Origin of the sequence: Mycobacterium sp. SMC-15, assembly GCF_045310925.1 — a bacterium.
In the GTDB taxonomy this organism is placed as follows: Bacteria; Actinomycetota; Actinomycetes; order Mycobacteriales; family Mycobacteriaceae; genus Mycobacterium.
In genome coordinates, this window is record NZ_JBJIAJ010000012.1 from 84,428 (window position 1) to 104,325 (window position 19,898).

General features: G+C 68.9%; 19 protein-coding genes. 12 read left to right on the forward strand and 7 right to left on the reverse strand.

What is annotated here, in order from left to right; all coding sequences use genetic code 11:
* The first annotated feature begins 2 nt into the window (after positions 1–2).
* Positions 3–836 carry an orotidine-5'-phosphate decarboxylase gene (gene pyrF, locus ACJH71_RS17715; protein WP_406759379.1) on the forward strand — a complete coding sequence of 278 codons (834 nt, stop codon included), beginning with the start codon at positions 3–5 and terminating at the stop codon, positions 834–836.
* Between the two features lie 60 nt (positions 837–896).
* Here pyrF and ACJH71_RS17720 read toward each other — a convergent pair whose 3' ends face one another.
* Positions 897–1,331 carry a hypothetical protein gene (locus tag ACJH71_RS17720; RefSeq protein ID WP_406759300.1) on the reverse strand — a complete coding sequence of 145 codons (435 nt, stop codon included), beginning with the start codon at positions 1,329–1,331 and terminating at the stop codon, positions 897–899.
* 774 nt (positions 1,332–2,105) lie between these two features.
* On the opposite strand from ACJH71_RS17720, the gene mihF reads away from it, so the two are divergent.
* The 7 genes from mihF (at position 2,106) to metK (ending at position 8,162) form a co-directional block, all read left to right on the forward strand.
* A complete protein-coding gene (gene mihF, locus ACJH71_RS17725; RefSeq protein WP_003932123.1) occupies positions 2,106–2,423 on the forward strand; it encodes an integration host factor, actinobacterial type in 318 nt (105 codons plus the stop codon).
* Positions 2,424–2,430: 7 nt separating this feature from the next.
* Positions 2,431–3,033, forward strand: coding sequence for a guanylate kinase (gene gmk, locus ACJH71_RS17730; protein WP_406759301.1), 603 nt, complete (start codon positions 2,431–2,433; stop codon positions 3,031–3,033).
* 67 nt (positions 3,034–3,100) lie between these two features.
* On the forward strand, positions 3,101–3,421 hold the full coding sequence (rpoZ, locus tag ACJH71_RS17735; RefSeq protein ID WP_067972944.1) for a DNA-directed RNA polymerase subunit omega: 321 nt from the start codon (positions 3,101–3,103) through the stop codon (positions 3,419–3,421).
* A 28-nt stretch (positions 3,422–3,449) separates the two neighbouring features.
* The gene (gene coaBC / locus ACJH71_RS17740; protein ID WP_406759302.1) at positions 3,450–4,697 is read left to right on the forward strand and encodes a bifunctional phosphopantothenoylcysteine decarboxylase/phosphopantothenate--cysteine ligase CoaBC; all 1,248 of its coding nucleotides are present in this window, start codon (positions 3,450–3,452) and stop codon (positions 4,695–4,697) included.
* A gap of 83 nt (positions 4,698–4,780) precedes the next feature.
* The gene (gene hpnE, locus ACJH71_RS17745; RefSeq protein ID WP_406759303.1) at positions 4,781–6,139 is read left to right on the forward strand and encodes a hydroxysqualene dehydroxylase HpnE; all 1,359 of its coding nucleotides are present in this window, start codon (positions 4,781–4,783) and stop codon (positions 6,137–6,139) included.
* Positions 6,140–6,165: 26 nt separating this feature from the next.
* Positions 6,166–6,750, forward strand: a complete 585-nt coding sequence (locus tag ACJH71_RS17750; protein ID WP_406759380.1) for a TetR/AcrR family transcriptional regulator — start codon at positions 6,166–6,168, stop codon at positions 6,748–6,750.
* Positions 6,751–6,950: 200 nt separating this feature from the next.
* Positions 6,951–8,162 carry a methionine adenosyltransferase gene (metK, locus tag ACJH71_RS17755; RefSeq protein WP_406759304.1) on the forward strand — a complete coding sequence of 404 codons (1,212 nt, stop codon included), beginning with the start codon at positions 6,951–6,953 and terminating at the stop codon, positions 8,160–8,162.
* An 80-nt stretch (positions 8,163–8,242) separates the two neighbouring features.
* Here metK and ACJH71_RS17760 read toward each other — a convergent pair whose 3' ends face one another.
* From ACJH71_RS17760 to ACJH71_RS17770, 3 genes are all read right to left on the reverse strand, one after another.
* On the reverse strand, positions 8,243–9,847 hold the full coding sequence (locus tag ACJH71_RS17760) for a flavin-containing monooxygenase (RefSeq protein ID WP_406759305.1): 1,605 nt from the start codon (positions 9,845–9,847) through the stop codon (positions 8,243–8,245).
* Positions 9,848–9,916: 69 nt separating this feature from the next.
* Entirely contained in the window at positions 9,917–10,303 is a 387-nt protein-coding gene (locus ACJH71_RS17765; RefSeq protein ID WP_406759306.1) for a VOC family protein, read from the reverse strand.
* 4 nt (positions 10,304–10,307) lie between these two features.
* Positions 10,308–11,234, reverse strand: coding sequence for an alpha/beta hydrolase (locus ACJH71_RS17770; RefSeq protein WP_406759307.1), 927 nt, complete (start codon positions 11,232–11,234; stop codon positions 10,308–10,310).
* Here ACJH71_RS17770 and ACJH71_RS17775 point away from each other — a divergent pair.
* Positions 11,233–11,955 carry a lysoplasmalogenase gene (locus ACJH71_RS17775; protein WP_406759381.1) on the forward strand — a complete coding sequence of 241 codons (723 nt, stop codon included), beginning with the start codon at positions 11,233–11,235 and terminating at the stop codon, positions 11,953–11,955. The genes ACJH71_RS17770 and ACJH71_RS17775 overlap by 2 nt on opposite strands.
* 13 nt (positions 11,956–11,968) lie before the next feature.
* Here ACJH71_RS17775 and ACJH71_RS17780 read toward each other — a convergent pair whose 3' ends face one another.
* Positions 11,969–13,324, reverse strand: a complete 1,356-nt coding sequence (locus ACJH71_RS17780; RefSeq protein ID WP_406759308.1) for a DUF4226 domain-containing protein — start codon at positions 13,322–13,324, stop codon at positions 11,969–11,971.
* Between the two features lie 158 nt (positions 13,325–13,482).
* Between ACJH71_RS17780 and ACJH71_RS17785 the strand changes: the two genes are divergently transcribed.
* A complete protein-coding gene (locus tag ACJH71_RS17785) occupies positions 13,483–15,426 on the forward strand; it encodes a primosomal protein N' (protein ID WP_406759382.1) in 1,944 nt (647 codons plus the stop codon).
* Between the two features lie 19 nt (positions 15,427–15,445).
* Here ACJH71_RS17785 and ACJH71_RS17790 read toward each other — a convergent pair whose 3' ends face one another.
* Positions 15,446–16,330 (reverse strand): DUF732 domain-containing protein, encoded by an 885-nt coding sequence (locus ACJH71_RS17790; protein ID WP_406759309.1) that lies wholly within the window; start codon positions 16,328–16,330, stop codon positions 15,446–15,448.
* Positions 16,331–16,828: 498 nt separating this feature from the next.
* On the opposite strand from ACJH71_RS17790, the gene ACJH71_RS17795 reads away from it, so the two are divergent.
* Entirely contained in the window at positions 16,829–17,713 is an 885-nt protein-coding gene (locus ACJH71_RS17795) for a universal stress protein (RefSeq protein WP_406759310.1), read from the forward strand.
* 61 nt (positions 17,714–17,774) lie between these two features.
* Positions 17,775–19,292, forward strand: coding sequence for an AAA family ATPase (locus ACJH71_RS17800; RefSeq protein WP_406759383.1), 1,518 nt, complete (start codon positions 17,775–17,777; stop codon positions 19,290–19,292).
* Here ACJH71_RS17800 and ACJH71_RS17805 read toward each other — a convergent pair.
* On the reverse strand, positions 19,281–19,775 hold the full coding sequence (locus tag ACJH71_RS17805; protein ID WP_406759311.1) for a MarR family transcriptional regulator: 495 nt from the start codon (positions 19,773–19,775) through the stop codon (positions 19,281–19,283). The two genes, ACJH71_RS17800 and ACJH71_RS17805, sit on opposite strands and share 12 nt — an antisense overlap.
* Positions 19,776–19,898: the final 123 nt, after the last annotated feature.

The following is a 19,898-nucleotide window of genomic DNA, read 5'->3' on the forward strand; positions in this document are numbered from 1 at the left end:
TGATACCGGGGTTCGGTGCGCGCCTGGCCGACGCGATGGCGGCCCGCGGGCCACTGTGCCTGGGCATCGACCCGCACCCCGAACTACTGACCGCCTGGGGCCTGCCCACGACACCGGACGGGCTGGCGGTGTTCAGCGAGACGTGCGTGACGGCGTTCGCCGGGTTCGCCGTCGTCAAGCCGCAGGTGGCGTTCTTCGAGGCGTACGGGTCGGCGGGCTTCGCCGTGCTGGAGCGCACCATCGCGGCGCTGCGCGAGGCCGGTGTGCTGGTGCTGGCCGACGCCAAACGCGGTGACATCGGCTCGACCATGGCCGCTTACGCGGCTGCCTGGGCCGGACAGTCGCCGTTGGCCGCCGACGCGGTGACGGCCTCGCCCTACCTGGGCTTCGGGTCATTGCAGCCGCTGCTGGAGACCGCCGCGCAGCATCGGCGGGGCGTGTTCGTGTTGGCGGCCACCTCGAACCCGGAGGGGGCGAGCGTGCAGCGGGCCGAGGATGCGGACGGCCGCACCGTGGCGCAGGCGATCGTCGATGCGGCCGCGGAAGAGAACAAAGCCGAGGGTGCGGCGGTACTGGGCTCGATCGGCGTCGTGGTGGGCGCCACGCTGCGCGAGGTGCCCGATCTGAGTGCCCTGGGCGGGCCAGTGCTGGTGCCGGGCGTTGGGGCCCAGGGCGGGCGCCCAGAGGCCCTTGCCGGGCTCGGAGGGGCCGCTGCGGGCACTTTGCTGCCGGCGGTTTCGCGTGAGGTGCTGCGGGCCGGCCCGGATGCCGGTGCACTGCGTGCCGCCGCTGAGCGAATGCGGGACGCCGTGGCCTACTTGGCCGCCGCGGGATAACTCGCGACAGGGCCTGCGTAGGCGCCCGACGGGGCGCCTACGCAGGCCCTGGAATGCCAGTTACCGGCCGCCGAAGTTGACGCCCCCACCGGTGCTGGCGCTGTAACCGCCGCCGAAGGGCCCCATGTTGACGTTGGCGCTGTTGTTCTGGCCGCCGCCGGCGCCGATTCCGTTAGGGCCGAAGTTGAAGCCGCCGTTTCGGCCGACATTCATACCGCCGCCGAACGGACCCATGTTGACGTCGGCGCTGTTGTTTTGACCGCCGCCGGCGCCGATTCCGTTAGGGCCGAAGTTGAAGCCGCCGTTTCGGCCGGCATTCATACCGCCGCCGAAGGGCCCCATGTTGACGTTCACCCCGCCGTTGTTGCCGGCGCCACCGGTGATTCCGTCATGGGGCTCGGCGCTGGCCGCGCCGATCCCGAAAGCACCGAGGGCCAACACCGTGGCCGCCGTAAGAGCCCACCGGCCAGCACGGCCGACTGTCGTCATCGTCATGAATTCCCACTTTCTCTACCGAAACGGTATTCAGCGGAAATGTTCATAGTCATACCCCCCATAAACACCCCCGGGTGGACCACCCACCTGGCCGGCACATTAAGCGGCTAACCCGCGACTTCGAACGTTCAAATGTAGAAACTCCCTGAATAGTTGCTGTCAGTCCATCGGGTTCTTGGATTCCTGTTTCGTGCCGTGCCACCAGGGCCTGCGCGTAGAAATACCAGGCTCGGTGTTGCGGGGTTTTCAGCGCCCGCAGCCGCGTTCGCCCGCTGGATGGACACGACCACTTCGGTGCCGTGTGGGTGGCGGAACACGGTGGTCACCCACCTCCTCGGGGTGCCGGCGTTGGTCGATGGACCCCCGGTGGGAGATGGCGCCGGCTGACCAAACCCGGCCTCGACACGCCCGACACGCCGCGAGGTGCGAAGTCACTGGCATGAATGTCCGGTCACATCGCAAACGCCCCTGCCGCGCCCGCGGCGCGGCATCCCATCCGGCCGACCAGAACGAGCAAAAGGCTAGCTCAGAGCGGTTTTTCGGGCCGGGCCGTCGGGGATCGCGACTCATCCGAGGCGGGCTGACCGATGGTGGCCGACTCGGCTTGGACGGCGCCGCGCCCAAACCCCATACGCTGGGCATTTGTAGCCGGAAACGGGGGGGTGGGGTTAGATTTCGTCAGACGGCGTGGGTACGGTCGTCGTCTCTGGCCGAAGTACCTGGCCGGGACAAGGAAAACATCGACGTTGTCGATGATGACGAGACGGAGGAATCGTGGCCCTTCCCCAGTTGACCGACGAGCAGCGCGCCGCCGCGTTGGAGAAGGCGGCGGCCGCACGTCGGGCCCGAGCGGAGCTCAAGGACCGGCTGAAGCGTGGCGGCACCAATCTCAAGCAGGTGCTCAAGGACGCCGAGACCGACGAGGTCCTTGGCAAGATGAAGGTGTCTGCGCTGCTGGAGGCGTTGCCGAAGGTCGGCAAGGTCAAGGCGCAGGAGATCATGACCGAGCTGGAGATCGCCCCCACCCGCCGCCTGCGCGGCCTGGGCGACCGGCAGCGCAAGGCGCTGCTGGAGAAGTTCGACTTCTCCTGACCCGGCAGTGACTACCGGTGGAGGGCCGGGCAGCGGAAACGCGGGACGCGTTGTAGTGCTGTCCGGCCCATCCGCGGTCGGCAAGTCGAGCGTGGTCCGGTGCCTGCGAGAGCGGGTACCGGACCTGTACTTCAGTGTGTCGGCCACCACCCGGGCGCCCAGACCCGGGGAGGTGGACGGCGTCGACTACCGATTTGTTTCGCCGGCCGAGTTCGACCGGCTAGTTGAGAAAAATGAGCTGCTGGAGTGGGCCGATATTCACGGCGGCCTGCAGCGCTCAGGTACTCCGGCGGCCCCCGTCGCAGACGCCACGCGCTCCGGCCGGCCCGTTCTGATCGAGGTCGACCTGGCCGGGGCCCGGGCCATCAAGAAGGCCCTACCGGAGGCCGTCACGGTGTTTCTGGCCCCGCCGGACTGGGAGACGTTGCAGGCCAGACTGGCCGGCCGCGGCACCGAAACCGCGGAGGTCATGCAACGCCGATTGGCCACCGCACGCACCGAGTTGGCGGCGCAGGGAGACTTCGACGCCGTCGTGGTCAACGGTCGATTGGAAACAGCCTGCTCAGAATTGGTATCCTTGCTGGTGGATACCGCACCGGGCGCGGTCTGATTTACCCGGACGACAACCAGCAGGCGCGACCCGCCCCCAGCCAAAGAGCTTCAGGAGATTGTCTTAAGTGAGTACCTCGCAGACCGACTCGGCCGTGGTGACCGATGCCGACGAGTTCGACCCGGCGTCGATCGGCGGTTACGACACGCCCCTCGGCATCACCAACCCGCCCATCGACGAGCTGCTGCAGCGGGCGTCGAGCAAGTACGCACTGGTGATCTACGCGGCCAAGCGTGCGCGCCAGATCAACGACTACTACAACCAGCTCGGTGAGGGCATCCTCGAATACGTCGGGCCGCTGGTCGAGCCCGGCCTGCAGGAGAAGCCGCTGTCGATCGCGCTGCGCGAGATCCACGGCGACCTGCTCGAATACACCGAAGGCGAGTAGCCGGAGCCGGGCAGGACGGGTCATACCGGTGGGCCAGAAACGGGTCGTCGTCGGTGTCTCCGGAGGCATCGCCGCATACAAGGCGTGCACCGTGGTCCGACAGCTGGCCGAGGCGGGCCATTCGGTTCGCGTCGTCCCGACCGAGTCCGCCCTGCGCTTCGTGGGGGCAGCGACCTTCGAGGCGCTCTCGGGCCAGCCGGTCGACACCGGGGTGTTCGATGACGTGCCCCGCGTCCCGCATGTGGCGATCGGCCAGCAGGCCGACTTGGTGGTGGTGGCGCCGGCCACCGCTGATCTGTTGGCACGCGCCGTCGCCGGCCGCGCCGACGATCTGCTGACCGCCACCCTGCTCACCGCCCGCTGTCCGGTGCTGTTCGCCCCGGCCATGCACACCGAGATGTGGCAGCATCCGGCCACCGTCGCCAATGTGGCGACGCTGCGGGAACGCGGCGCAGTGGTCCTCGAGCCCGCGTCGGGCCGGTTGACCGGCGCCGACACCGGCCCCGGCCGGCTGCCCGAGGCCGAAGAGATCAACACCTTCGCCTCGCTGCTGCTGGAGCGGGCCGACGCGTTGCCACACGACCTGGCGGGACAGAAGGTACTGGTGACCGCGGGCGGCACCCGCGAGCCCATCGACCCGGTCCGGTTCATCGGTAACCGCAGTTCGGGCAAGCAGGGTTACGCGGTGGCCCGGGTGGCGGCCCAACGGGGCGCGGAGGTCACCCTGATCGCCGCGCACACCGCGGGGCTGATCGATCCGGCCGGCGTCCACGTGGTGCACGTCAGCTCGGCCCAACAGCTGCATGACGCGGTGTCCAAGCACGCCCCCGAGGCGCACGTGCTGGTGATGGCCGCTGCCGTCGCCGATTTCCGCCCGGTGCGGGTGGCGCAGTCCAAGATCAAAAAGGGCCCCGACAGCGCGGGGGAGCCCACCATCGAACTGGTCCGCAACGACGACGTGCTGGCCGGGGCGGTCCGCGCCCGCACCGACGGGCAGCTGCCCAATATGCGGGCCATCGTCGGCTTCGCCGCGGAGACCGGCGATGAGAACGGCGACGTGCTGTTCCATGCCCGGGCGAAGTTGCGTCGCAAGGGATGTGACCTGTTGGTGGTCAACGCGGTCGGGGACGGCCGGGCGTTCGAGGTCGACCACAACGACGGGTGGCTGCTGGCCGCGGACGGAACCGAGTCCGCCCTGGAGTCGGGCTCCAAGACCTTGATGGCCAGCCGCATTGTGGACGCGATCGCGGCGTTCCTCGGCAGCAACCGCGGCTAAGGCGGCCCTTTTCATCGGATCGTTGACCGCTCATTGCACCTGGACTAACTTTCAAATCGTAAGTTAGCCGAGAGGGGTCGGGCGTGGACGATCGTCGCTACGTGGTGATCGGGGGCGGCCTGGCCGGGCTCGCCGCAGCGGTCTGGTTGGCCGAGGCCGGCAAGAAGGTGACGCTGCTGGAGCGGCGTGGGCGCCTCGGCGGGCGCACCCAGGCGATGCAGGTGCAGGGGATAGCGGACCTCGCGGACAACGGCCAGCATGTGATCGCCAGCGGCTACGACCACCTGTTTCGCTACCTGACCAGCGTCGGAACCCGATCGATGGTTGAGTTTCCGACCGGCGGAACGCTGCGTTGGCCCGGCGGGGCGGCCACCACCATGGTGACCCGCGGACTGGGAGCGGTGCGGACGCTGTTCGGGCCACACCCCGACGCGAGCCTGCTCGACCGGCTGCGGACCGCCGCGGCGACCGTGCGCCTGACCGCGGAGGCGCTGTTTCAACCCGCCGATCTGCCCGATCTGACCACCGACCAGTGGCTCCGCCGCGTCGGGATGCCCGCCAAGGCCCGGGAGGCGGTGTGGGACTGGCTGGCCCTCGGCATCGCCGCCGAGCCGGTGGACCGGGGTTCGGCGAAAGTCTTCGCCGATGTCCTTGCCACCGGAATCCGCCTCGGCCTGCGCCACCGCAGTGCGGTGACGATCGGTTATCCCACCACCGATCTCGACACGCTCTATATCTCCGGCGCACTGGCCGTTTTCGAGCGGCTCGGCGTGGACGTGCGCTATCGCGCAGTGGCCCGGCGAATCGTGGTGGAGGACAATGCCGTTCGTGCCGTCCAGTTGGCAGACGGCACTGAGGTGCCAGCGGACGCGGTGGTGTGTGCGGTGCCCAACTCGAACATCGCCGGCTTGCTCGACGACCTGCCCGAGCACGCCGAAATTTACGCCGCGGCAGAAAAATTGCATTACACACCGATTGTGAGCACCAACCTCTACCTGGACCGGCCGCTGGGCACCGAGGCGGCGATGGAATCGGTGATCGGCGGCACGGGCGTCATCGATGAGGTGTTCGACCGTCAGCGGATGCAGCGCCGCGATCCAGGCGGCGCCTGGCTGTATTGCCTGACCACCAGCGGTGCCTACGAACAGATTCACCGGTCCAACGAACAGATCGTGGCCGAACAGATGGACATGCTGCGCCGCTACTATCCGGCCGCGGCCGAGGCGAACGTGGTGGCCGCGCAGGTGGTCAAGATGCCCAAAGCCACCTTTTCGCAGGTTGTGGGCACTGAAGGGCTGCGCCCCGATCAGCGCACCTCGGTGCCGAGCCTGGTGCTCGCCGGAGACTGGACCCGTACCGACTGGTCGGCGACCATGGAGAGCGCCGCGCAGAGCGCGGCCCGCGCGGTGGAGTTGCTGCTCGAGCTGCCGGCATCCACGTGAGCGCGCGGCCGGAGCCGAAGCGGCGGATGTCGGCGCAGGCTCGGCGGATGCAGTTGCTCGACCACGCCCGTGACATCGTCGCGGCCGAGGGCTTCGCCGCGGTGACCTTCGAACGGGTGGCCCGCTCCGCGCAGGTGACCCGGACCGTGATGTACCAGAACTTCGGCGATCTGGCCGGACTGATGACGGCCCTGCTCGACCGTGAAGCGGCGATCGCGTTTGCCGGAATGCGCAGCGTGGACGGTCCGCTCGACGACGACCCGGACGCGCTGGGCCGCGGCATCCTGGCCTATCTGCATGCGGCGCCAATGAGTTGGCACATCATCCTCAGCCCGCCCGCCGGCGCCCCGCCGCAATTGGCGGCCCGCACCGAAGCGGGCCGCCGCTATGCACGGACCATCGCCGCACGGCGGCTGTCCCGGCTAGCCGGCCACCCGATCGATGCCGACGGTGTGACCATGCGGCTGCTGTTGTCCGCATTGGAAGAACTGGCCCTGCTCCATCTCACCGACCCGCGCACCCACCCGGATGAATTGGTACTGACTTATCTGCGGTCACTGGTCGCCTGGGCAGTCCGGGTCGAGACGGCGACGCCGGCGACTGGTCGGTAGAGTAGGCGGTCGCAGGGCCGAGTCGTTCGGGATTCTCGTCGTGGGGGATGTTGTCGAGAACCTTCTGGGCGCGGGGCAGCGCAGCCATTTCCCGGCCCATGGCGCGGGGGGTGGGCACCGGGCTGCCAAGCTCTCCCAAGGACCGCACGGCTATATTAGCCCGAGCTAACTTTTGGATCGATTACCCGGAAGGCGACATTGTGAGCGAAAAGGGACGGCTGTTCACCAGCGAGTCGGTGACTGAAGGCCACCCCGACAAGATCTGTGACGCCATCAGCGACTCGGTGCTCGACGCGCTGCTCGCCGATGACCCTCGCTCACGTGTCGCGGTGGAGACTCTGGTCACCACCGGCCAGGTGCACGTGGTCGGTGAGGTGACGACCAACGCCCGCGAGGCGTTCGCCAACATCACCAACACCGTGCGCGAGCGCATCCTGGAGATCGGCTACGACTCGTCGGACAAGGGCTTTGACGGCGCGAGCTGCGGGGTCAACATCGGCATCGGCGCACAGTCGCCCGACATCGCCCAGGGTGTCGACACCGCGCATGAAGCCCGCGTCGAGGGCGCGGCCGACCCGCTGGACTCTCAGGGCGCCGGCGACCAGGGCCTGATGTTCGGCTACGCGATCGCCGACACCCCGGAGCTGATGCCGCTGCCCATCGCGCTGGCCCACCGGCTCTCGCGGCGGCTGACCGAGGTCCGCAAGAACGGCACGCTGGACTACCTGCGCCCGGACGGCAAGACCCAGGTCACCATCGAGTACGAGGACGACGTCCCGACCCGGCTGGACACCGTGGTGATCTCCACGCAGCACGCCGAGGGCATCGACCTGGTCAAGACCCTGGACCCGGACCTGCGGGAGCACGTGATCTCCACGGTGCTTGCCGAGCTCGCCCACGAGACGCTGGATTCCTCGTCGACCCGTGTGCTGATCAACCCGACCGGCAACTTCGTCGTCGGCGGCCCGATGGGCGACGCCGGCCTGACCGGCCGCAAGATCATCGTCGACACCTACGGCGGCTGGGCTCGCCACGGCGGCGGCGCCTTCTCCGGTAAGGACCCGTCGAAGGTGGACCGCTCGGCCGCGTACGCGATGCGCTGGGTGGCCAAGAACATCGTCGCCGCGGGCTTGGCGCAGCGCGTCGAGGTCCAGGTCGCCTACGCCATCGGCAAGGCCGCGCCGGTCGGTCTGTTCATCGAGACCTTCGGCACGGCCACCGTCGACCCGGTCAAGATCGAGAAGATCGTGCCGGAGGTCTTCGACCTGCGCCCCGGCGCGATCGTGCGTGACCTGGACCTGCTGCGTCCGATCTACGCACCGACCGCGGCGTACGGTCACTTCGGGCGCACCGACATCGAACTGCCGTGGGAGCAGCTGGACAAGGTCGACGACCTCAAGCGCGCCATCTAGTTGACTGGCCGCCGCCGAGCGTGAAGGCAGCTTCACGCTCGGCGCCGGACGTGAAGCCAGCTTCACGCTCGGGCGGGGGACTAGGCGCTGAACCGGTAATCGTCGAGGTCGAAGCGCCGGCTGCGCCAGTAGGCCTCCACCGTGGTGGTGGGCCGCAACGGGACATCGCCGTGCTTGTCGAAGTAGTAGCTGTTGGCCGACTTGCAGCTGTCCTGCCAGAACACCTGCCGGTGGCGTTTGCGCATCATCTCGTCGAAGTAGCGGGCGTTGGCCGCCTCGGAGATCTCGATCCGGGTCGCCCCACGGCCGCGAGCGCTTGTCAGGCACCGCACGATGTGGTGGGTCTGAGCTTCGACCAGCGCGAAATACGACGACCCGACGTAGCCGTAAGGGCCGAAGACGCTGAACAAGTTGGGGAACCCGGGGATGCTGACCCCCTCGTAGGCCTGCAGTCGATGCTCGTCCCAGAACCGGGCCAGTGTCTGGCCCCCGGCCCCGGTGACGGCGAAGGTGGGGATGTTGTCGCTGTCCATCACTTTGAACCCGGTCGCCAAGATCAGCACGTCCACCTCGTGGGACGTCCCGTCGGCGGTGACGACGCCGGTGGGGCTGATCTGGTCGATGGGGTCGACCACCAGGTGGACGTTCTCGCGGTTGAACGTCGACAGGTAGGTGTTGTGGAAGCCGGGGCGCTTGCAGCCGACGGCGTAGCGCGGGGTGAGCTGCTTACGCAGTTCCGGATCGTGCACCTGCCGGCGCAGGTATGCCCGTCCGACCGATTCCATCCGCTTGGCCAGTGGAAACACCGTGAAATACTGCGCCGCGATGGGGAAGGTCGCCTCGACGTAGGCCTGACTGGCCAGCCGTTGCAGGGCCTTGCCGCCGGGAAGCCGCATCGCCCAGCGGATCGGAGCGGCCAGCGGCACATCGAATTTCGGGAAACACCAGATCGGTGTCCGCTGACAGACGGTGAGCGAGGAGACCTTCGGCGCGATCTCCGGGATCACCTGCACCGCCGAGGCTCCGGTGCCGATCACCGCCACCCGCTTGCCGGTCAGGTCTTGCGAGTGGTCCCAGCGGGCGGTGTGGATCGTCACCCCGGCGAAGGTGTCGACATCGGCGATGTCAGGCAGGTTCGGGGTGGTCAGCACGCCGCTGGCATTGATCAGAAACCGCGCCGTGATGGGTCCCGGTTGATGCGGCGGTCCCAGCTTCGCCTCTCCTTCGTCGAGCCTCGCTGAACCGCTCGGTTGATGCGGCGGTCCCAGCTTCGCCTCTCCTTCGTCGAGCCTCGCTGAACCGCCGGGTTGATGCGAGTCGGTGTGCACCCGCCACCAGCCGTGTTCCTCGTCGAATTCCGCGGCAAGCACCTTGGTGGCGAACCGGATTCGCGAGCGCAGACCGTACTTGTCGACGCAGTGCTCGGCGTAGGCCTTGAGCTCCCCGCCGGGGGCATACGTGCGCGACCAGTCCGGGCTCTGCTCGAATGAGAACTGGTAGGAGAACGACGGGATGTCCACGGCGATACCCGGATAGGTGTTCCAGTGCCAGGTGCCGCCGACCCCGTCGCCGGCTTCGATGATCACATAGTCCGTCATCCCGGCACGGTCGAGGTTGATCGCCGCTCCGATGCCGGAGAATCCGGCGCCGACGATCAGAATCTCGTGGTCGGGTTCCTCGCTCACGGTCTGCTCCTCGTCGCTGGTGTCGATTGAGGTCGACGCTAGCGCGCACGCGGGGGGACCGCGCTCGGGTTACGGCAAATCTTGTGGCGTCAGGCGCCACGGCGGATTGCGGCGGGCTTCGCCGGCATGAAACAGGCACAGCCGGTGGCCGTCGGGGTCGTTGAGTCGGGCCTCGCGCCACAGCCACGGCATGTCGGTCGGTGCTTGGGTGAACTCAACCGAATCGCGCAACCGCTGGTATTGCTCGTCCAGATCGTCGGTCTCGAAATAGATGGTCACCTGCTCGCCGGCGGTGACGTCGCTGACGCGCTCCAGCGAAAAGGTGCTGCCCCCGTCCGGGCACTCGAACCGCAGGTAGTCGTCCGTCTTGACGATCAGCCGTAGGCCCAGCAGCAGGTAGAACCGCTCGGCGCGGTCCAAGTCGGTGCTGCCGGCGGTGACCTGGTTCAGCCGCATCGCGTCACGCCAGGGCAGCGCGCAAAGCGGCCAGCCCGCGGTCGGCGGCCTCGGTGGCCACCGGGATCACTCCGGCGTAGCCCAGGTAACCGTGAACCAGGGTCTCGGCGTTGTGCACCTGCACCGGAACCCCGGCAGCGGCCAGCAACTCGCCGTAACGGATGCCGTCGTCGCGCAGCGGGTCGTGGCCGGCGACCGCGATGTAGGCCGGAGGCAGGTCGGCCAGATTCTCGGCCCGCGCGGGGGCCAGCATCGCCGGCGGGCTGCTCAGATCGAGGTCCCCGGCGTAGGCGCGCGTCAACGCGGCGATCGCGGCGCTGTCGATGATCGGCGCGTGGGCGTTCTCGGTGAACGACGGCAGGCTGCCGTCGTACGTGGTGGCCGGGTACCACAGCAGCTGGAACGCGATCGCCGGGCCGCCGGCGTCACGGGCCAGCTGGCAGACCACCGCGGCCAGATTCCCGCCCGCCGAATCCCCGGCCACCGCCAGCTTCGACGGGTCCACGCCCAGCTCGGAGGCGTGTGCCGCCACCCATTCGGTGGCCGCCATCGCGTCCTCGACGGCGGCCGGGAACAGGTTCTCCGGGGCCAACCGGTAGTCGACGGACACCACCACCGCGCCCGCGTCGGCGGCATGCATGCGCGCGGTGCCGTCGTGGGTGTCGAGGTCGCCGGCGACGAAGCCGCCGCCGTGGAAGAACACCACCACCGGCGCGGCACCCGATTCGGTGCCCGCCGGCCGGTAGATGCGTATCGGCAGGTCGCCACCCGGTCCGTCGATCACCCGATCCTCGCTGGGCAGCTCCGGGTGTACCGGCCGATGGGGCAGGTCGCGCATCGCGCGACGCGCTGCTTCGGCGCCGTCGTCCAGTGTCAGTCGGAACGGGATGGCTTCCAGTACCTTCAGCACTATGGGGTCGATTGCTGGCATAGAAACACCGTACGCAACCAGACGAGTCTTCACCGGCTGGGCAGCGGCGGGATGGCTCGGAGTGGCTTACGGGATCTTCCTGACGGTGGTGGCATTGCGCTCTGGGCCAGGAGAGGCGCTGACCGGGCAATGGGTCGGGCAGCCGGCCTTCAAGGCGGCGATGGCGGTGCTGTTGGCATTCGCCGCGGCGGCGCACCCCATCCTGCGGGAGGCACGCTGGCTGATCCCCGCCCTGATCTTCTCGGCCACCGGCGACTGGCTCTTGGCGATCCCGTGGTGGGAACCGTCCTTCGTCGCGGGACTGGCCGCTTTCCTGGTGGCGCACCTGTGTTTTCTCGGCGCATTGCTGCCGCTGGCGGTGGTGTCGCGCGGCCGGCTGGTCGGGGCGGGGCTGGTGGGGGTGAGCTGCCTGGTGCTGTTGGCGTGGTTCTGGCCCGGCATGGCCCGCGAGGGCATGACGCTGCCGGTGACGGTGTACGTCGGGGTGCTCGGTGCGATGGTGTGCGTCGCGCTGCTGGCGAAGCTGCCCACGCCCTGGACCGCGGTCGGCGCGGTCTGTTTCGCGGTCTCGGATGCCATGATCGGAGCCAGCCAGTTCGTGTTGGGCAATGAACTGCTGGCGGTGCCGATCTGGTGGGCCTATGCGGCGGCACAGCTGCTGATCACGGCCGGGTTCTTCTTCGGCCGGTCCGCCGACGCCGAGCAGGCGGCGTCGGACTGACATTCGCCGCCGCTCAGTGCCGGTGGCCGCCGGTCCCGGGGCGCAGTCGTTCCGGATCGAAGGCGGGCAGTCGACGGCGGTGTGGCGCGGTCATGTGGTGGTTCGCCAGCGCATCGCCGTGGCCCGAGGCGATGTCGCCGATGCTGTACAGCGACTCGCCTTGGGGAGCGAAGTAGGAGCTGTGGCCGCTCAAGGGCCACGCGACCCCGCGGCTCTCGGCTTTGAACCGGGTGGACCCGTAGCCGTCTGCGGCCGGATCGGCGCCGAGCCCGACCGTTGCCGACGTTGCCGGCAGGGGTAGTTGCGGCTGGCCACCGAAACCGGTGATCGGATCCGACGATGCCGCCCCCACATAGACATGCCCTCCCGCGGGCAGGTGAAAGTCGTTGGCGCTGCGGGCCAGGTCGGTTCCCGGTGAGCCCACGAGCACTACGTCGTCGGCGCACAACCCCGCCGAGGCCGCGGCGTCGGCCACCGTTGTCGACCCATAGGAGTGCCCGATCACGGTGACGTGCGAGGCGCCGACGTGCGACGCAGTCAGGGCGCGGATGTCGGCGGCCAGCAGTCGCCCCCCGGCCCGAGCAGCGGCCGGTTGGGTCACCGCCGGATCGAACAGGCTGTCCGGCGCGCGATACCCCATCCACACCACGACCGAATTGCTGCGGCCGGGATCGGACCCGACCACCTCGCTATAGACATTGCGCCCGTCCGGGTGCGACAGGTAGCCGTCGCGGACGCTGCTGTGCGCGCCGGGCACCAAGATGGTGATGTTGTCAGCGACGTCTGGGTCACCGATCGCGATCGCGGCCCGTCCGCGCCCGCCGAACGCGGCCGGTTCGTAGGTGAGTAGCAGCGCGGGGGCCGTGCCTGCGCAGTTGGCTACCAGCCCGTCGCGGACCCGCAGCGCGTTTTCGTAACGCACGATCTCGGCAGCACTGACCGCCGAAGTCGCGTTGACCACCCGGCGAATATCCTCGGCCAGTGCTTGCCGGTTGAGCTGGTCGCGGACTCGAGCCGGAACACCGTAGCCGGCACCGGCCGAGCGCAACAGCGCCACCTGGAGCCGGTTGTCAGCGGCGGCGTCGGCGAGCACCCGGCGGATCTCTCGGGTCTTGGCGGCCAAAAAGAGCTGGAACTGGCGGACGCCGGTGGGGGTGTCCCACACCGGTGTCCACCGATCGGCCAGCGCGTCACGGATCTCGCCGTGGATGGCATCGAGGTGGCGGCGGCCCGCGCGGGCATGATCGGCGGCGTCGCGCACCGTGGCAGCCAGCACGTGATCGGTCAGCTGGGCAGTCTGCATCCGCGAGGCAAGGTCTGTTTCACGGTCTCGTGCCGTGACCGCGTGGGCCCCGCGCTGTTCGGGCATACCGCAGCAACGTAATTCAGCGCAGCTGGGATCGTCCCCGCCAATCCACAGCCCGCATCGCCTGTGATCCGGCGTCGGCCGCGGTCGGCGGTGTCTGCTAGACCTGCGTGGTGAGTGTCGACGGTGAACCCAACGAGCCCATCGCTCGGGTGCTGCCGATGCTCTCGGTGCCGCACCTGGACCGTGAGTTCGACTACCTGGTCACCCCAGAGCAGTCCGAGGGCGCTCGACCCGGGGCGCGGGTGCGAGTGCGCTTCCACGGCCGGCTGGTTGACGCCTTCGTCTGGGAGCGTCGCGCCGACACCGACCATGTCGGTCGGCTGGGCCGGCTGGAGCGGGTGGTCTCGGCCGAACCGGTGCTCACCAGCGAGGTCCGCCGACTGGTGGAAGCGGTGGCCGCACGCTACGCCGGCAGCCGGGCCGACGTGCTGAGGCTGGCGGTGCCGCCGCGACACGCCCGGGTGGAACGCGCGGTGGTGACGCCGCCCGAACCGCCAGTCATCGCCCCGGTCGACCCCGCGGGCTGGCAGCGGTACGGGGCGGGCGGATCGTTCCTGGCCGCGCTGGGCGAAGGCCGGGCCGCGCGGGCGGTGTGGCAGGTGCTGCCCGGCGATTCGTGGACCGACCGGTTCGTCGACGCGGCCGCCCAGACGATCCGCGCCGGCCGCACCGCCCTGGCGATCGTGCCCGACCAGCGCGACGTCGACGCGCTGTGCCGGACCGCGACGGCCCGAATCGACGAATCGGCGGTCGTGGCACTGTCCGCGGGACTGGGCCCGGCCACTCGTTACCGGCGCTGGCTGTCGGTGCTGCGTGGCGGGGCGCGGCTGGTGATCGGCACGCGCAGTGCGGTGTTCGCCCCGCTGGCCGACCTCGGCCTGGTGATGGTCTGGGATGACGGCGACGACTCCCTGGCGGAGCCGCGGGCGCCCTATCCGCACGCCCGTGAGGTGGCGATGCTGCGGGCCCACCTGGCGGGTTGCGCTGCCCTGATCGGCGGGTACGCCCGCACCACCGAGGCGCACGCTTTGGTGGGCAGCGGCTGGGCGCACGACGTGGTGGCATCGCGGGCGGCGCTGCGGACGGCCGCGCCGCGGGTGGTGGCCCTCGACGACACCGGATATGCCGAAGAGCGCGACGCCGCGGCGCGCAGCGCCCGACTGCCGACGGTCGCCCTGCAGAGCGCGCGCAGCGCCCTCGCCGCCGGGGCGCCGGTCCTGGTGCAGGTGCCCCGGCGGGGCTACGTGCCGTCGCTGTCCTGTGGGCGCTGCCGCACGATCGCCCGCTGTCGGCACTGCACCGGACCGTTGTCGCTGCCGGAGCGCGGTGGTACGGCCCTGTGCCGCTGGTGCGGACGGGCCGACCCGGCCCTGCGGTGTGCGCGCTGCGGGTCGGATGCCGTGCGTGCGGTGGTCATCGGCGCCCGGCGCACCGCCGAAGAACTTGGCCGCGCCTTTCCGGGCACCCCGGTCGTCACCTCCGCCGGTGACACCATCGTCGACTGCATCGAGGACGGCGCGGCCCTGGTGATCGCCACGCCCGGCGCCGAACCCCGCGCCCCGCACGGCTACGGCGCAGCGTTGCTGCTGGACAGCTGGGCGCTGCTGGGCCGCCAGGATCTGCGCGCGGCCGAGGACACGCTGCGGCGCTGGATGGCAGCGGCGGCGCTGGTGCGCGACCGCGGATCCGGCGGGCTGGTGACCGCGGTCGCCGAATCGTCGATTCCGACGGTGCAGGCCCTGATCCGGTGGGATCCGATCGGCCACGCCGACGCCGAGCTGGCCACCCGAGCCGAGGTGGGGCTACCGCCCGCGGTACACATCGCGGCCCTCGACGGTGATCCGGAGTCGGTGACGGCGCTGCTGGAGCAGGCGCGGCTGCCCGACGGCGCCGACCTGCTCGGGCCGGTGCCACTGCCGCCGGGGGTGCGGCGTCCGGCCGGTGTCCCCGACGAACTGAATGTCATCCGGATGCTGGTCCGGGTGGGACGCGATCACGGTCTGGCACTGGCCTCGGCGCTGCGGCACAGCATCGGGGTGCTCAGCGCGCGCGGATCGCATCACCCGGTGCGGGTGCAGATCGATCCACTGCACATCGGTTAGCGAGCGGGCCGGGCCGGTCTCACCACGGCACGAGTTGGATCATGCCGGGCGCCCTGGGCTGCGCCGGCGGGGGTTCTGCGGGACTGCCATTGTCGGCGTTCCCACCGCCGCCCTCGCCGCCTGGACCGCCGTTCCCCCCGCCGCTGCCGCCGGTGGCACCGCCCGGCTGTGGACCTGCGGGAGCCGGTAGGTCTTGCGGTGGCGGTGGTGGCTGCTGCGGTGGCGGCGGCTGCGGCGGCGCCTCTGGGGGAGGCGGTGGTAATTGCTGTGGTGGCGGTGGCGGCTGTTGTCGGGGCGCTGGTTTCGGGACGGCGCCGGGCGAGCGGGGGATCTTCGCCTTGGGCGCCTTGGGCGGCGGAATCTTCGGCGGTTTCGGCTGCGACGCGTCACCTGTGGCTATGTCACCGACCGGTGAGCCGAGCGCTGCACCAATAGCGTCGGGGGTGTTGCCGCCCGAGACGGCCGTTCGGTAGTTCGCCACCACCACCAGAGGGGCGGGTTCGTGGGATTGCCGAGTGCGGCTGGCCGCCAGCGAGGCGATCTTGCCTTGATCGCCCGGACAGTAGACCTGCACCGCCGCCGCGATGAATCGGCTCATGGTGGCCGACAGTCGATCCGACTGTTCGCGTAGGTCCGGGTTCATTCCGTAGGCATCGTTGTTCAATCCGTCCAGCACGGTCTGCGCCGGTATGCCGTCCTCGAGTTTGAGGCAGACCTTATGGCCGGCGGCGACGACGGTCGCAATGTTGTCCATGGCGGGAATTTGTTTCTCTTGGAGCACCGCCAGAAACTGATCGTCCTGACTCGGATCCGCTGCCGCAACGCCGTACGACAGCATTGCGACGCCGATCGCCGTCGCCGCGACAATCGTGACGGCGTGGCACGTGGTGCTCGGGGTGAACATGGCGCGGTCCTCCGTTCGTGTCCGGACCGTGCCCGTCACCGGCCGCTGGGTGGGGAGGCCGCCACCGTTGCCTGAATTGACAATTGACCCAGGCAGAGGAAAACGGGCGGGGCGGTGGACGTTGTCTCCGCCGGAACTGTTTGTCGCTGCTGCGTGTGGTTGCTGGTCCGCGTCGGAGCGCAGCATGGGCATCTCGCAGAACTAGGCGAGAGCCTGCGCGTCGCTACGTGGGCTTGCCGCGATGGAACATCTGTTGCGCCTCCGTTTGATGGGCGGTGGCTGTCGACTCGGCAGCTGCCGTATTAAATCGTATACCGATATTTCATCACCGGAATTGGTATTGCCGCAAGAGTTTGTCGGTCGTCTTCTCGCGAGAAGAGGCCGACGAAGCGGAGATTGAGGCCCAACGGCCCTGCCGAATCGCCCCGTTTCGCAGTAATTTTGAGGGTGAGTCGGCTAGCCGGCTGGCCGGCCGATCAACATGGTTGGAGGGCTGTGATGTCACAAGTCAGAACGACACCCGGAATCGTGGTGGGTGTTGACGGATCGCCTGAATCCGACGCGGCGGTGGCTTGGGCGACGCACGAGGCGATCATGCGCCAATTGCCGATCACATTGCTGCATGTGGTGACTCCCCTGGAGACCGGTTGGCCCCCTGGGCCGGTAGTCGAGGGGATGCCCAGCTGGCAGGCCGACGAGGCGAACAAAATCCTGACGCGGGCCCGCAACGTGGTCGACGCCAGCCGGGGCGACGCCGCGCCGCCCGTGGTGCACGCCGAGATGGTCTACGCCCAGGTGGTCTCGACGCTGATCGGTGTCACTCGAAGTTGCTGGCTGACTGTCGTCGGCTCAACGGGATTGGGCGCGATCGGCCGCCTGCTGCTGGGCTCGGTGAGTACCAGCCTGATTCACCATGCACAGGGCCCGGTTGCGGTCATTCGCACCGATCGGGCTTGCGCGACAGATGCGCCAGTGGTGGTGGGTATCGATGGTTCGCCGGCCTCGGAGCGGGCAACGGCGCTGGCCTTTGACGAAGCTTCGTGCCGCGGAGTGCCGCTGGTGGCATTGCACGCGTGGAGTGACGTCGGAGTCATGCCGATCCTCAACGTGGACCGGCGCGATTATGAAGTCCAGGGACACGAGGTTCTCGCCGAACGCCTTGCGGGTTACCAAGAGCAATATCCCGATGTCTCGGTCGAGCGACGGGTGGTCTGCGACCACCCCGCCCGCTGGTTGATCAAGGCGGCCGAGGAGTCTCAGCTGGTGGTGGTCGGCAGCCGCGGTCGTGGCGGATTCGCCAGTCAGCTCTTGGGGTCGGTCAGTTCCGCGGTGGTTCAAGCCGCCGGGATTCCGGTGATCGTGGTCCGTCCCGCCGCGACATGACCTGCGGCCACGCCGGGGGCGGTCCGTTGACCGCCCCCAGACCCGGCCGCGATAGTTAACACTGGATGCCATGGAGTTCGACACCCACGGCGACGCGGATGCGCCGAAAGCGGCGCCCTACGTCGCGGCCCACGAGACGCACTCCGGCGTGGTCGTTTTGGCCGGCGATCGCGCCTACAAGGCCAAGAAGCCGGTGCAGACCGACTTTCTGGACTTCCGGACGGTCGAGCAGCGCGAAGAGGCGTGCACGCGGGAAGTTCAACTCAACAGCCGAATTGCCGCTGACAGCTACTTTGGGGTTGCCCATCTCAGTGGCGCTTCTGGAGCGGCCCCCGAACCGATCATCGTGATGCGGCGTTATCACGACGACGACCGGTTGGCGTCGTTGGTCAAGCGCGGCGCGCCCGTGGAGGCGGTGCTCGACAGCATCGCCGGCGTGCTGGCCGACTTCCACGATCGTGCCGATCGCGGCCGACGAATCAGCCTGCAGGGTAAGCCCGAGGCGATCTACCAACGGTGGTTCGACAACTTCCCGACACTGCACCGCCATGCCGACACGGCCGTGCCCGCCGAGTCGGTGCGGCGCGTTGAGGACCTCGCCGCCGCGTACCTTGCCGGCCGGGCGGATCTGTTCGCTCAGCGCATCGACGAGGGCTGCATAGTCGATGGCCATGCCGACCTGCTCGCCGACGACATCTTCTGGACCGACAACCGGCCGGTGCTGCTCGACTGCCTGGAGTTCAGTGACGACCTGCGCTTCGTCGACCGCATCGACGACGCTGCGTTCCTTGCCATGGATCTGGAGTTCCTCGGACGCAAGGATCTTGGCGACTACTTCCTGGACCGCTACGCCGGCTATTCGGGCGACACCGCGCCGTCGTCGCTGCGAGATTTCTATATCGCCTACCGTGCGGCCGTGCGGGCCAAGGTCGACTGCGTGCAGCTGACCCAGGGCAAGTCCGGGGCCGAGGCGGCAGCGGCGCGCCACCTGGCCATCGCGCTGAACCATCTCGAGAGCGGCGCCATTCGACTGGCGCTCGTCGGTGGCGGTCCCGGAACCGGGAAATCCACGCTGGCCCGAAAACTCGCAGAAAAGGTCGGGGCTGTGACGCTGTCCACCGATGACGTGCGTAAGGAACTGCACGAATCCGGGCAGCTCAGCGGGGAACCCGGCTCCCTCGGCGCCGGTTTGTACGACCCGACCAATGTCGCCGCCGTCTACCGGGCGATCCTGCATCGGGCGGGTCGGTACCTGGCCGGCGGTCAGTCGGTGATCCTCGACGGGACCTGGCGCGATCCGCAGGTCCGCGCCGAGGCGCTCCGCCTAGCGATCGACAAACACGCCGCGACCACCGAGATTCAGTGTGTGGTGCCCGATGATGTCGCCGCCGACAGAATCAGAAGCAGGACACCGGGGAACTCCGATGCGACACCGCAGATCGCGGCGGCACTGACCGCTCAAGACTTCGAGTGGGACACCGCGCACCGTGTCGACACGGCGCGACCGCTCGATGATTGCGTGCGGGAGGCTCAGGAGCTGTGGCGCGCCGCCATCCCGACGGCGGGGCTAACGCACTGAGATATCGACGTCGTCCAGCTGCGCGGCGGGTTCCCCGCCAGCCGCGGTGAACGCGGTCAGGGCATTTACCAGCCCGCGGCGCTCCTTGGTCGGCAACGTCTCCACGATGCGGGCGATTGCTCCACGTCGCTGGGCGGTGACCTGACGCACGACGTCGCGCCCGCGTGGCGTCAGGTCGGCGACCAGTTCGCGTCGTGACGTGGGGTGCGGCAGTCGATCGATCAGCCCCGCGCCGACGAGTCGATCGACCATCCGCCCGGTCGTTGAGGGCTGGACGCCAAGCAAGCTTGCAAGTGTCGCCAGGTTCATTGCGCCGCGGTTAGAGAGGATCACCAGTGTCCGGAACTGGGGGATCGTGATGGCCTCGTTCACTTGGGCGATCGACTGTGCCGAGATGGCCACCAACAGTCGTGAGGCGGTGAGCAGTGCATCGGTGATCGCATCGACGGAGTCGTCGCGTGCCGCCACGTCTGCCATGGCCATCAGCACTTCCTCGGGTCAGGTCCCGCCGGACAAGATCAGTTAGTAAGAGCCATTGTTACATGGCAATACTGTTGCAATAAGCATGATTTGTGGGTCCACGAGGGTGATAGCCCTGGCCGCCGG